Annotated in this window: 11 protein-coding genes; 1 reads left to right on the forward strand and 10 read right to left on the reverse strand. The window is 73.3% G+C overall.

What is annotated here, in order from left to right; genetic code table 11:
• Window positions 1-170: 170 nt before the first annotated feature.
• From AB0F89_RS24745 to AB0F89_RS24775, 7 genes are all read right to left on the reverse strand, one after another.
• On the reverse strand, window positions 171-1,070 hold the full coding sequence (locus tag AB0F89_RS24745; RefSeq protein WP_367127965.1) for a hypothetical protein: 900 nt from the start codon (window positions 1,068-1,070) through the stop codon (window positions 171-173).
• Window positions 1,067-3,559 (reverse strand): Hsp70 family protein, encoded by a 2,493-nt coding sequence (locus AB0F89_RS24750; RefSeq protein WP_367127966.1) that lies wholly within the window; start codon window positions 3,557-3,559, stop codon window positions 1,067-1,069. Before AB0F89_RS24750 ends, AB0F89_RS24745 begins: the two co-directional genes overlap by 4 nt.
• Window positions 3,552-4,106: a hypothetical protein gene (locus AB0F89_RS24755; protein ID WP_367127967.1), complete on the reverse strand. Its 555-nt coding sequence runs from the start codon at window positions 4,104-4,106 to the stop codon at window positions 3,552-3,554. Before AB0F89_RS24755 ends, AB0F89_RS24750 begins: the two co-directional genes overlap by 8 nt.
• Window positions 4,103-5,212: a serine/threonine-protein kinase gene (locus AB0F89_RS24760; RefSeq protein WP_367127968.1), complete on the reverse strand. Its 1,110-nt coding sequence runs from the start codon at window positions 5,210-5,212 to the stop codon at window positions 4,103-4,105. The genes AB0F89_RS24755 and AB0F89_RS24760 overlap by 4 nt, the downstream gene beginning before the upstream one ends.
• Window positions 5,209-5,880, reverse strand: coding sequence for a PP2C family serine/threonine-protein phosphatase (locus AB0F89_RS24765; protein ID WP_367127969.1), 672 nt, complete (start codon window positions 5,878-5,880; stop codon window positions 5,209-5,211). The genes AB0F89_RS24760 and AB0F89_RS24765 overlap by 4 nt, the downstream gene beginning before the upstream one ends.
• Window positions 5,877-6,623: an FHA domain-containing protein gene (locus AB0F89_RS24770; RefSeq protein WP_367127970.1), complete on the reverse strand. Its 747-nt coding sequence runs from the start codon at window positions 6,621-6,623 to the stop codon at window positions 5,877-5,879. Before AB0F89_RS24770 ends, AB0F89_RS24765 begins: the two co-directional genes overlap by 4 nt.
• A 97-nt stretch (window positions 6,624-6,720) precedes the next feature.
• Complete coding sequence (locus AB0F89_RS24775) at window positions 6,721-8,850, reverse strand: septum formation family protein (protein WP_367127971.1); 2,130 nt, start codon at window positions 8,848-8,850, stop codon at window positions 6,721-6,723.
• A 523-nt stretch (window positions 8,851-9,373) separates the two neighbouring features.
• Between AB0F89_RS24775 and AB0F89_RS24780 the strand changes: the two genes are divergently transcribed.
• Window positions 9,374-10,762, forward strand: a complete 1,389-nt coding sequence (locus tag AB0F89_RS24780; protein ID WP_367127972.1) for an amino acid permease — start codon at window positions 9,374-9,376, stop codon at window positions 10,760-10,762.
• 226 nt (window positions 10,763-10,988) lie between these two features.
• Here AB0F89_RS24780 and AB0F89_RS24785 read toward each other — a convergent pair whose 3' ends face one another.
• The 3 genes from AB0F89_RS24785 to AB0F89_RS24795 form a co-directional block, all read right to left on the reverse strand.
• Complete coding sequence (locus tag AB0F89_RS24785; RefSeq protein ID WP_367127973.1) at window positions 10,989-11,537, reverse strand: carboxymuconolactone decarboxylase family protein; 549 nt, start codon at window positions 11,535-11,537, stop codon at window positions 10,989-10,991.
• 105 nt (window positions 11,538-11,642) lie between these two features.
• Window positions 11,643-12,104, reverse strand: coding sequence for a hypothetical protein (locus tag AB0F89_RS24790; protein ID WP_367127974.1), 462 nt, complete (start codon window positions 12,102-12,104; stop codon window positions 11,643-11,645).
• Between the two features lie 14 nt (window positions 12,105-12,118).
• A complete protein-coding gene (locus AB0F89_RS24795; protein WP_367127975.1) occupies window positions 12,119-13,030 on the reverse strand; it encodes a hypothetical protein in 912 nt (303 codons plus the stop codon).
• Window positions 13,031-13,235 lie beyond the last annotated feature (205 nt).

Here is a 13,235-nt window from a genome sequence, read left to right on the forward strand (position 1 = left end):
TCCGCCGTCCGGACAAAACATCGACTCCCGAGGTTCGTGGGTGTGCCGACATGATATCCGCTGGTCGAACGGAACGCGCACGCACTCGATTCCGGTGACGATGTTTAAAAGGAGAATCGCCATTCCCGCCACCGGATTCAAATCGTCGACCCGGTGAATGCGAGATCGGCTCAACCGGCCGGGCGCAGCACCAGCGTCACCGTCCGGTTGCGCGCGTCGTCCGGGAACGGGCCGTCGGCCTGGTCCGCGCTGACCAGCGTGAACGCCGTCAGCGGCAGCCCGCCGCCCTCCCCGAGCGCCCGCGCCGCGACCTGGGCGCGGGCCAGCGCCACGGTGGAGCCGCCACTGGTGACCCCGCCCGGAACCGCCACCACGTGCCCCACCACGGTCGTGGCCGCCCGCACACCCGCCACCCGCCGGCCGACCTCGGTCAACAACGGCCACGACCCGTCCGCGAGTTCCGCGTCCGACCGGAACAGCCCGGCCTCGAACACCAGTCGCACGTCCGCGTCCCGCCGCTGCACCACCACCCCGGGCACGGTGAACGCCGCCGCGATCGCGTCGAGGTCCCGGGCCAGCCGGTCGGCCTCCTCCTGCCTCGCGCCCTGAACGGCCGCGAGCTGCTGCTCCAGCCGCCACACGTCCTCCGCGCGGTTCTCCGGCGCGAGGGCGACGGGCGCCGGTTCGCTGGAGGCGACCCACGTCACGCCGCCGACCAGGGCGGCGCCCAGCACCGCCGCGGCGGCGACCGTCGCCGCGCCCGCGGTCACCAGGGGCCGCGACCGCCGGCCGGCCTGGATGCGGGCGATCGCCTCGCGACCCTCCCGGGCCGCCGCGTCGTCCGGCACGAGCAGCAGCACCCTGGCCCAGTACCGGTCGGCCGCGGCGAAGTCGCCCCGCTGGGCGTGCACGCGGGCGCGCAGGTCCAGCGCGGCGGGCGTGGCCGCGCCGGCCGCGTCCAGCCCGTCCAGCAGCCGGGCCGCCAGGTCGAGGTCGCCCGCGCGGGCGGCGGTGTGGGCGTGGTCGAGCGCCAGGTGGTGGTCCAGCGCGGAGCGCAGCGATGCCGTCATGCCTTCCTCAATCCGATGACCTTCTCCTGCTCCTCCTGCGGGAGCAGCCTGATCAGCCGCTGGTTCACCGCGTCCAGCGTCCGGGCGTCGCGCGACGCGAGCGCCCGGCTGCCCTCCCGCACCAGCGCGCTGGCCTGGGTGGACGGCGGCACCATGCCCTGCAGCGCGTAGAACAGCTTCACCGGCCAGTCCGGGCCGCGCCGCTCCAGTTCGAGCAGGAACGTGCCGACCCGCTCGATCTGCGCCCGCACCGCGGCCAGGTCGCCGGAGTCGATGGCGTCGGCCGAGCGGCGGCGCAGCTCGCCCAGCTCCTGCCGGTCCGCGGGCGTGCCGGTCTGCTCGGTCAGCTCCGCCGCCTCTTCGAGCATCGCGTGCAGCTGGTGCGTCAGCGTCGGCAGCTCCAGCGCGTCCTCGATGTCGTCCAGCTCGGCCTGCAGGTCGCGCAGCCGCTCCTCGGCCGCGGCCGCCGCGCCGGTGTCGACCTTGGCCGCGCCGACCTGGTCGCGCGCGGTCAGCACGGCGCTCTCGTCGTCCAGCTTGTCCAGCCGCTGCTGCGCCTGCGCCGACGACGAGGTGGTCGCCTTGGAGCGCAAAGCGCCCAGGCGGGTCTCCACCTCGTCCAGCTGGCCGCGCAGCACGTCCGGCGCCAGCGTGCGGACCTCGAGCACGTTGATCTCGGCCTCGAACTGCGCCTGCACCAGCGGCACGTCCGCGACCACGGTCACCAGGCCCGAGGTGTCCATCTCGATCGTCACCTCGACCTCGGTGCCCGCGGGCAGGTCGATCCGCACGTCCCGCGGCCGGATCTCCAGCACGCCGACCTGGCGGTTGCGGTCGCCCCGGTCGTGCTCGCCCTGCACGACCGGGATGCGCACCACCGCGTCGGCGTCGTCGCGGTGCAACGCGCTGGACGTGCGGAACACCTCCCGGACCCGGGTGGGCAGGGTCGTGCCCTTGCGCAGCATCCGCGCGAACGCGCGGTCGGCGAGCCGGATGCCCAGCGAGTGCGTCGCGCCGACGCCGCCGAACTCGAAGTCCCGGTGCGTGATCGACAGCGTGTCCGGGGTCAGCTTGCGCCGGGTGCCCGCGCCGTCGGTCAGCTCCACGGTGAACCGCGAGATCCGGTGCGGGTCGACGTCGACGTCGGTGGCGAACGCGCCCTTGGCGTTCAACCCGATCCGGCCGGACTGGAACGGCGGCCGGCCCTCCGGGTTGCTCAGCAGCACCGAGTACTCGGTCCAGTCCACCTCGGTCGAGCTGCGCAACCGGCCCGCCACGGTCGGTGTGGTCGTGGTGACGACGGGCTCGTAGACCAGGTCGGCGACGAACTCGCCGGCCGGCAGCGCCGCGGTCGGCACCGTGCGCGGTCGGCGGATGGTGTTGGCGAAGATCGCCGCGCCGCGGGCGACGACCGTGGTCGGGTCCAGGCTGGTGTCGAGCCGGATGCCGATCCCGTCGTCCGGGTCGGCCAGCCGCTCGCGCAGGCCGGGCGCCAGCGTGACGCCGCCGACGAGCAGCAGGCGGTCGACGTCGTCCACGTCCAGCGACGCCTCCCGCAGCGCCGACCGGCACAGGTTGATCGCCCGGACGTAGAACGGCTCGGCGATCGAGTCCAGCTCGTCCCGCGTCAGCGTGTACTCGAACGTCTCCACGCCGCCCCGGCCGTCGGACAGGTCGACCGTCACGTCGGCGGACGCCCGGCGCGACAGCGAGATCTTCGCCTCCTCGGCGCGGCCCTTGAGCTTGCCGAAGTTGTCCCGCCACGCCGGGTTGTCCCGGCGGAAGTCGCGCAGCCCCAGCTCCCGGCTCGCCGCGGGCGCGAGCACCCGCTCGACCAGCGCCCAGTCGATCAGCTTGCCGCCCAGGTACGGGTCGCCCGCGTGGTTGAGCACCCGCAGGTCGCCGTCGCGCTTGCTGACCACGGCCGCGTCGAACGTGCCGCCGCCGAAGTCGAACACCATCCAGTAGCCGCGGTCGGCGCTGTCCCGGAAGCCGTAGGCGAACGCCGCCGCGGTCGGCTCCTGCACCAGCGGGCAGGCCGGGTCGAACCCGGCGAGCGCCGCCGCCTCGGTGGTCGCCTTGTTCTGGTTCAGCGTGAACGCGGCGGGCACGGTGATCACCGCGAACTCCGGCGGCACGCCGTTGTGCGCGCGGTCGCCCGCGTCGCCGCGCAGCGACTTGAGCACTTCGGCGGACAGCTGCGGCGGCGTCAGCTCCCGCCCCGCCTTGACGAACCTGCGCCGCGCGTCGGCCAGGCCCATCTCCAGCTTGAACTCCGAGGCCGCGTTGTCCGGGTCGATCTCGACGTAGTCGCGCGCGCGGCGCCCCACGTGCACCGTGCCCGGCTTGGGCATCCAGATGGCGGACGGCGTGATGTCCCAGCCGTCGTTGCTCTTGATGACGACGACCTGGCCGTCCTCGACCACGGCGATGGCGCTGTTCGTGGTGCCCAGGTCGATGCCGTAGTCGATCGTGTCGCTGTCACGCATGGTCGTTCCTCACCTGGTCCCTCGGCTGGGTGGACGTGGTCTGGCCGTCGGGCGGCGGGCCGGCGACGATCACCTGACCCAGCTGGATGCGCCGGTCGTGCAGGTAGACCGTCGGCCGGACGGTCTCCACGACGACGTCCGCCGACCGCGCCGGGTCGGCCTCGAAGACCAGCACTTCGAGCGAGCGACCCGGGTGGAACGCGTCGCCGTCGTGCTCCTGGACCACCAGCCCGGCGTCGGTCAGCGCGTCGCGGCACGTCGTCAGGTGCCGCGCCGCCTGTCGGTCGCGCGGGGTGGACGGCTCGCCCGCGCGGGCGAGCCTGCGCTGCGCCCGCCACAGGTTCGTGGCGGCGTCGGCGAGCAGCTTCTCGTCCAGCTGCCGCGGCCGGGCGTGCTCGACGGGGTCGCGGACGTCGGCGAGCAGCCGCTCCAGCTGCTCGCGCAGCCCGTCGTCGGCGACCGGGGGTGGGATGCGGAACGCCCGGTGGTGGCGGCGCTGCCGCAGTTCCGCGCGCAACTCGGCGCGCAGCTTGGCGAATGGGCTCACATCATCACTCCTCGACGCCACAGGATGAGCCGGTGCAGGTGCTGCCCGCGGATGCGGGGCGAGAGGTTGACCGCCTCTTCGAGCAGGTCGGCGGCGCGGTCGAGGCGGCCGGGGACGCGGGACAGCGCCAGCGCCTCGTCCAGCAGCCGCCGCGCGCGCTCGGACGGCGGGCGGGCGGCGACCGCCTCGTCCAGCAGCCGCTGCGCGCGCTCGGTCGGCGGTGTGACCGCCAGGTCGTGCCCGGTCGACCGGCGGGCAACCCGGTCCCGGCGTTCGCGCAGCGCCGCGCCCAGCTCCAGGGCCGTGGCCGGGCGGTTGGCCGGGTCCACCTCCAGCATGGCCAGCACGATCCGGTCCAGGTCGCCGTCGACCGTGTCGTTGTAGCTGCTCGGCGGCAGCAGCGGCTTGTTGAACCGCGCCAGCGAGTAGGACGAGAACGGCTGCCCGTCGTCGAACGGGACGCGGTTGGTGAGCAGCAGGTACGCGATCGTGCCGACCGACCACACGTCGCTGGCGCACGAGTAGCCCTTGTTGCGCAGCACTTCCGGCGCCATGAACGCGTAGGTGCCCTGCGCGCTGGCCAGGTGCGTGAACGGGTCCGCCCGCTTGGCCAGGCCGAAGTCGCTGACCCGGACCCGCATGCCCGCGCCGTCGTAGCCGACCAGGATGTTGGCCAGGGTCAGGTCCCGGTGCACGATCGGCGGGTCCTGGTCGTGCGCGACCGCGAGACCCGCCGCGATCTGGGCCACCACCTCCGACACCAGGTCGGTCGGCGCCGCGGGCCGGTGCGCGGCGGCGAGCCGTTCCAGGTTGCCGCCCGGCACGTACTCCATGGTGAAGAACCCGCGCAGCCCCTCGGGCGTCTGCACGGTGCTCGCCTCGAAGAACCGGATGATGTTGGGGTGGCCCAACGTCGACAGCAGCCGGGCCTCGCCGAGCATGGCCCGGGTCTCGGCCTTGGAGGCCACCTTCTTGAACAGCTTCATCGCCTGCCAGCCCAGGTACTCGTGCCGCACCCGGTGCACCTCGGCGAACGCGCCCTCGCCGAGCAGGCGGTCGATGACCAGCGTGTCGCTGACCCGGTCACCGGCGTTGAGCAGCGTCATCGCGACCCCCTTGCCCCGAACTGCACCGCGATCACCGAGATGTCGTCCACCGCGCCGGAGTCGGCGGCGGCGTCGACCAGCCGGGCGCAGGCCGCCTCCAGGCCGTCGGCGGAGGTGAGCACCGCCGCGAGCGCGCCGTCGTCCACGCTGTTGGTCAGGCCGTCTGTGCAGAGCAGGATGCGGTCGCCCGCGACCAGCTCGTGCAGCGAGACACCGGGCACGACCGCGCCCGCCATGCCGACGAACCCGGTCAGCTGGCCGTCCCGGGCGTGGTCCTCGGTGAGCCGCCGGACCAGCCCGTCGCGGGCCAGGTAGACGCGGCTGTCGCCCAAGTGCGCCACCAGCGCCAGGCCGTCGCGCACGATCAGCAGCGCGACCGCGGCGCCGGTCGTGCCCGGCCCGGTCCGCGCGCCCGACCGGACCCGCGCGCTCAGCTCGGCCACCGCCTCGGCGACGGCGGGCGCCGCGTCCGGGCCGCGCAGCGCCGGCACCCGCTCCGAGGCGCGGGGGAGGAGGTCGACCACGACCTGGGCGGTGGCCGCCGCGTCCGCCAGCCCGCCCATGCCGTCGACCACGGCGAACGTGCCGCTCTCCGGGTTCGCGGCCAGCCGGTCCTGGTTCTCGTCGTGCAGGCGGCCCGTCCGCGTCCGCGCCGCGCACTCGATCACGACGAGTCCCCGGCGTCGACGTTGAGCCGGTAGCCGATGCCCGTGATCGTCTCCAGGATCCGCGGGTTCGACGGGTCGACCTCGATGCACCGCCGCACGGCCCGCACCACGCCGGCGATGTCCATCCGGTCGTACGAGCGGTGCGGCGCCCACTCCTCGCGCGAGCCCCACAGCGCGGTGATCAGCTCGGCGTGATCGCACGCGACGGCCGCGCCGCCGGTGGTCCGGCCCGCCATGTAGCGCAGCAGCTGGTGCCCCTGCGGGCGCAGGCCGGTGATCGGCGTCTCGACGCCGTTCTCCCGCCGGTACGCGCGGGCGGCCACCCAGTCGTAGCGCAGGCTCGGCCCGGTGTGGCGCACCTCCGCGGCGGACCCGAACGGCGCCGGGCGGGTGGTGTGCGGGTCGAGGAAGGTCAGCTCCCAGTACAGCGGGCTGCCGTCGCGGTCCATGTCGCCGAGGATGAGCAGCGCGTCGCCGTGCTGGATCCGCTTGCGCCCCTGGAGCCGTTCGGTGACGTCGCCGTGCCGCAGCAGCGTGCCGTTGACGCTGGCGTTGTCGGTCACCGACCACATGCCGTCGGCGAAGTCGAGGGTGCAGTGCAGCCGGCCGACCCAGCGCTGCGGGTCGGGCCCGAGGGCCACGTCCGGCGCGTGGTCGGGCGCGGCCCGCCCGATGGTGACCGGGCCGCCGTCGAGTTCGACACCGCTGCGCGCCCCCTCCGGCGAGCAGACGCGCAATGTCATCGCCCGGACCATCACACCGACTCCTTCCGTCGGGTCGACTGTGTCCGACCGCCCGGCGGTCCGACCATGGGAACGGGTTGGAACCGGGATGGGAACCTCATTTGAGGCTGCCCTGAACCGGCGTGCCGTCGGCCCTGCTCGCGGTGCACGCGGCGTACTTCGGCTTGTCCGGGGTGTCGGTCCACCAGCTCGAACCCGGCCACGTCGTGTGGTAGTGGTACGCGGCGTCCAGCCCCAGGTCGACCGCGGCCCGCAGGCAGGCCGCGTCGGCGGCGGCGTACACGGCGGCGTCGCCCGGCCACTGCTCCTCCGGCCGGTACAGCACCGGGTAGCCGATGACCTCGCCCCAGTGCGGCCGGTCGCACCGGGCGAAGGCGACCTCGTGCGCGTTGGTGTCCAGGTTCCCCTTGTCCGCCACGCAGGAGCCCACGGGAGGGTTCGACCCGATGTCGATGCTGTGCAGGTCCCTGGTGAGGGTGAGGTCGTCGGCCCGCTCGCGGTCGGCGTCGACCAGGTTGTGCGCGGCCAGCGGCGCGTTGTCGACCCGGTGCACGACGCACGTGGCGTAGTTCTCGGAGCTCTTGCCGCCGTCGTTCCACGAGTCCTCGCCGGGATAGGCGTAGCGGGTGGTGTAGGTGTCGAACGGCAGGTCCTGCCGGGCCTGGCTCCACGCGCACTCGTAGCCGGCCCGCTGCCGGACCACTTCGTCACCGGGGTGCGTCGACGGGTTGTCCCCGACCGGGACGTAGGCCAGGACCTCGCCCCAGTGCTGCTCCTCGCACGGCACCGACGGCACCTGCCGCTTGTCGCCCTCCCAGCCGTCCTCGGTCGCGACGCACGTGCCCACCGGGGCGTTCCCCGAGGAGGCGTGGGAGAACAGGTCGACCGTGCCGTCGTCGCCGAACACCCAGCGCACACCCGCGAGGACCAGGGCCGCGAAGAGCAGCAGGGCGACCGCGCGCCACACGCCGATGAACAGCCGCTTGACGCCGTCCCAGCCGGTGCGGCCGCGTGCGGGCTCGGACCACCGCGGTTGCCTCGGCGCGGGGACGTGCACGCCCAGGTCGCGCAGCATCTCGTCGATCTCCTCGGCGCCCGCCATGCCCGCCGCCCGCGCCCGCACCTGCTTGAGCATCCGCCTGGCGATGTCCCGGCGGCCGAGCGCGACCAGCTCGCGGACCTGCTTGCGGATCATCGCCATGGCGTCGGCCAGCTCGGTGATCGCGGCCTGGTTGCGCTCGATCAGCGTGACCGCCTGCGGGTCGCGGGCCAGCTCGGCCGCGGTCCCCAGCCACTTCCGGGCGTTCCCGGCGCCCTTCGAGCCGACCGTTTCGACCAGCTTGGTGGCGCAGTTGTTGAGCGCGATGGCGGTGTCGTCGCGGATGCTCGCCGTGCGCCGGTGCCGGTCGGGCGGCGCCAGGTCGTCGAGCTGGTCGAGCAGGTCCAGCACGACGTCGGAGACGATCGCCGCGGCGGCGGCCGGGTCGTCGGCCGCGAGTTCGTCCGAAGCGTCCTTCAGGTGGGCGCGGACCTCCTCGTAGAGGGGTTCGGCGGCCCGCTCCAGCAGGTCGTCGGCCAGACCGGCGGGCGCCGGCCACTCGCGGACCCGGTCGGCCAGCCAGCCCCGGTCGGCGTCGGCCGCCGCGGCGAGCTGGACCAGCGGTGCGAGCAGCACGACCGGCATCTCGTCGCGCAGCAGGTCCACCACCGACTCGTCCAGCTGCCGGTCGTCCAGCGCGGCGACGCGGTGCCGGACGTGGTCCCAGAACGCGGCCCGGCGCAGCGCCCGGCCCCACAGCCGGCCGGCCTCGGGCCACAGCTGCTCCAGCTCGTCCAGCTCGTCGTCGGTCAGCTCGTCGCGGGCCTCCAGGTCCAGCGCCCGGCTGTGCGCCCGGACTGCCTCGTCGTGGTCGCGGTGCACCGACTGCGCGCACCCGCACGTCGCGCTGCCGGTGTCCCACAGCCAGAACAGCTCGTCCACCAGCCGTCGCCGCGGGTCGCCCAGGACCAGGTCGAACGCCCGCGCCACCTCGGCCGCGTCCACGTCCAGGTCGTGACCCAGGTCGACGTCCGCGCCGACTTCGAGCATCGAGGTGACCTTGTTGCGCAGCCGCCGCGCCGTCGGCCGGTCCGCGTCGGTCGGCAGCCCGGTCACCCGGAACGCGTTGCGCCGGTACAGCCGAGGGGTCGCGGCCTCCGCCAGGCCCGCCTTCACCGGGTCGCCCACCACACCCCCCGACACCGCGTCGCCAGTCCTGCCATCGCCATTCCCATCGAGGTCGAGCCGTTCGGCACCAGCAGCTTCGGCGACACGGGCGCCGCGATCCATGTGAGCGGGTTGGAAACGGGATGATTGGACGCGAACCCATGGAACGGCAACCGGTCGGTCGTCGGTCGGGGAAAGAACGACGTTCACCCGATCAGTCCAGCAACTCCTCCGCACAGTTGCGGTCCACCATTCCCGATATTCTTTTATCGTCGGGAATAGGCCGGTGTCGGTACGACGCCGACGACATCGGCGAGCACGCGAAGGCGGCGGACCGACCGGGCCGACGTTCCCCTCCGGCCCTGGCAGGGGACTGGCCACCGGGGTTCCGCGTCCGTTCGGACCGGGGGTTTCCCGCCCGGGAGATCCATTGAGGACCGATACCTTCGGGCAGCCGTATAGGAAGCACGTCCGGCGCGGACGGCGCCGGGACCGGCCTGGCACTGTCGCGAGCCCGAAGACGGCGCGACTGGCGGAGGACGCCTTGGCGGACGACGTGAACGGCGGGTTGCGCCGGCAGCTGACGAGCAGGCAGATCGGCATGATCTCGCTCGGCGGCACGATCGGCACCGGGTTGTTCCTCGGCTCCGGGCTGGCGATCTCGATGGCGGGCCCGGCCGTGGTGCTGGTGTACCTGGTCGGCGCGCTGGCGGCGGTCGCGCTGGTGTACGCGGTGGCCGAGATGGTCGTGGTGCACCCGGAGGCGGGCGGGTTCGGCGCGGTCGCCACGAGGTACGCCGGACCGCTCACCGGGTACGTGCAGCGCTGGTGCTACTGGGCCACCCAGGTGATCACGGTCGGCGGCGAGGTGGTCGCGGCCGGCCTGTACGTCCGGTACTGGTGGCCGCAGGTGCCCCTGTGGACGTCGGTGTGCCTGTTCTCGCTGGCGATCCTGGCGGTCAACTTCGCCGCCGTGCGGTTGTTCGGCGAGGTCGAGTACTGGTTCGCGATGGTCAAGGTGACGGCCCTGGTCGTGTTCCTGGTGCTGGGCGGGCTGTACGTGGTGTTCGGGCTGCCGGGGCAGAACGCGGTCGGGCTGTCGGCGTGGACCGCGCACGGCGGGTTCATGCCCAACGGGCTGGTCGGCGTGCTGCTGGCGGTGACGGTGGCGACGTTCAGCTACGGCGGCGTGGAGTCGGTGGCCATGACGGCCGCCGAGTCGCGCAGCCCGGGCCGGGACATCCCGCGCGCGGCCCGGCGGGTGGTGCTGCGCCTGTCCCTGTTCTACGTGCTGGCCACCGGGATCATCGTGGCGATCGTGCCGTGGACGCGGGCCGCCTCGGTGGACGGGATCGCGGAGAGCCCGTTCGTGACGCTGTTCGCCTCGATCGGCGTGCCCGCCGCGGCGGGGGTGATGAACCTGGTCATCCTCACCGCCGCGCTGTCCGCCGCGAACACCACGCTCTACCTCGCCTCGCGGACCATGCACTCGTTGGCGCTGGACCGCTACGCGCCGCCCGTGCTCGCCGCCGTGACCGAGCGGGGCACCCCGGTGAACGCGGTGCTCGCGTCGACCGCGGGCCTGGGCGCCGCCGCCGTGGCCGCCGCGCTGTCACCGGACGCGGCTTTCCCGGTGCTGCTGGGCATCGCGATGTTCAGCGGCATGGTGGCGTGGATGCTGATCTTCGTCAGCCACCTCGCGTTCCGCCGCGCGCGCCGGGACCTGCCGCCGTCGCCGATCCGGCTGCCCGGCGCGCCGCTGACGACCGTGCTGAGCCTGCTGTACGTGGTGCTGGTGCTGGCCGCGACGGCGTTCACCGAGGCGTTCGGCCCGGCGTGGAAGGTCGGCGTGCCGTTCGTGGCGCTGGTGCTGCTGTCCTACCCGCTGGTCCGGCTGCGCCGCCGGGCCGCCGTGGCGGCCGAGGACCGGTAGCCGGGGTCGGCGTGCCGGTGTGATCGCCTGGCCGGCACGTGTCCATCGGGCCGGCACCTGTGACGGGACCCGGCTCGCCTCCGGTGGTCCGCCAGTTGCGGAGTCGACCGCCGCCGTCACCGCCGTCACCGCGTCATCCTGCGACGAGGCCACGGCCTGAGAACGCGTTGGCACGGCCGAGAGGCGAGTCCTCCCGGACGCGCGGTCACGCGGCGCGGCCGGAGTGCTAGACCGACCCGACGTAGCCCTGCTCGACGATCCGCTGCGCGGACGCGTCGTAGGCGCCCGGCTCGGTCGGCGCGAACGTGCCGAGGCCGTCGACGTACCGGTTGAACATGCAGAACGCCGCCGCGATCAGCACGGTGTCGTGGATCTCGACGTCGGTGGCGCCCTGCGCGCGGGCCTGCTCGACCAGGTCCGAGGTGACCTTGCGGCCGGACTCCTGCACCGCGCCCGCGATCCGCAGCAGCGCGCGCAGCTTGTCCCCGATCGGCGCGGCGTCGAGGTCCGCCCGCACCTGCTGCACCAGCGTCATGCCCTCGTGCAGCTGCGCGGCGGCGAACGCCGAGTGCGAGCTGCAGCAGAACGTGCACTCGTTCAGCCCGGACACGTAAGCCGCGATCAGCTCCCGCTCGCCGGCGGGCAGTGAGTTCGGCGCGCGCAGCAGGACCTCGGCCAGCTCGTTGAGCGGCTTGGCCGTCTCGGGTCGGAACCTCATCGGGCCCGTGATGCCGGGGAACAGGGTCTCGTCCAAGCCGAGGTCGATGTGCGCCATGGGTGCACGCTAACCCGCGCCGCGCGGATCTCGGGCTGCGTGGTCCCGCAGTGCGGGTCCGGCCACGTCGCGAAGGGGCGCGACGTGGCCGGACGGCGGCGGCCGCTACCGGGCCTGGCCGCGCAGGGTGAGCAGCGTCGCGCCCACCGTCATGCCGAAGAACACGTGGCCGAACAGGCTGACCCACTGGGCGCCGCCGACCACGAACACCATGTCGCTCATCATCGGATCGGCGGTGACGCTCAGCCACAGCGGCATGATCACCAGCGCGCCGAGCACCCACAGGACCACGCCGTACAGCATGCTGGCGGCGTACACCGGCGGCACCTGGCCGCCGATCTTGCGGGTCAGCACGGCGAACACGACGCCGGCGATGGCCGAGATGACCATGTGCACCAGGAAACCGACGAAGGCGTTCTCCACGCCGATCAGCATGCCCACCATGGGCAGCGTGCCCATGCCGGCCATCAGCAGCCCGAACACGACGCCGCCGGCGAGTCCGGCCAACACCCCGTTCCGGATGTGGGAGTCCGCCCTCGTCATCGGGGCAGCAATTGTCGCGGACACGATCAGCTCCTCTGTCAGTTGTAGGGCATGGTCGGGAACCAGCCGATCCCGAAGATCGACGGGACGCGGACGTCCCAGTACACGAGCAGGAACACGCCGAGGGCGATCAGCAGCGCGGCGCTGACCACGGTCGAACGGCGGGGGTTGTTGCTGAACCAGCGCAGGAACCGGCCCTTCGTGCCCAGGGCCAGCGCCGCGAACACGATGACGACCAGCAGGACGTTGCCGACGGACTGGAGCACGAACGTGCCCGCCCCGAAGAGCGGGTTGCCGGACTCCACCGCGGATCGGAACAGCTTGATGAACATGGGGTAGGGACGGCCGATCAGGAACGCGCCGACCAGCGCGCCGAGCACCACCACCCGGGCCACCGGCCGGTCGCGGAACAGGTCCGGCACGACACCGAGGGCGGCCAGGCCGAGGTAGGTCATCGCCAGGCCGACGACGCCGAACACGACGGCCGACTGCACCAGCCGCACCGGCATCGTGCCGATGGTCGCGCTGGACAGCTGCGGCAGGCTGGTGCCGATCAGCACACCGACCGCGCCGTAGGCCGCCGACACGCCCACCATGCCCGCCGTGAAGAAGCCCAACGGGCGCAACAGGGCCCTCAACGTGCCCTGCGCGGGTCCGCCGGCCTGACTCATCGGCCCGATCGACGCGGCCATGGCGATGTTGCACGCGGTGAACGTGCCCGCGATGCCGGAGACGAGCGCGAACACCAGGCCGGCGGCCGTGCTCGCGAGAGAAGCGGTGGCGGCGTCCTCGCCGAGCAGCGCGTTGGCCACGTTCGCGCCGATCACGTGGTCCACGAACTCGTAGGACCACAGCACGGACAGCAGGACGCCGGCGATCGCGCTGCCGGCGATCAGTCGTCCTCGATTGGTCGGGCGGTCGGTCCCGATGACGGGCCGGGCATGGACCATGGGCGGTCACCTCGTCGCATCCGGTGGAGTTCGGTCGACTCAATGTCCTCGGCGACCAGCCGGGCCGACTACTTCAATGCTGCTGTCCTTCGCGCCGTTCGACGGCGGCGGTTGGGCCGTCGGCGCGGGGCCGGTTGGGCCGTCGGCACGGTGGCGGCAGGTCCGCCGACGCGCTCTCGAACACCGGCCGGCCGCATTGAAGCCG

Origin of the sequence: Saccharothrix sp. HUAS TT1 (genome assembly GCF_040744945.1) — a bacterium.
GTDB lineage: Bacteria > Actinomycetota > Actinomycetes > Mycobacteriales > Pseudonocardiaceae > Actinosynnema.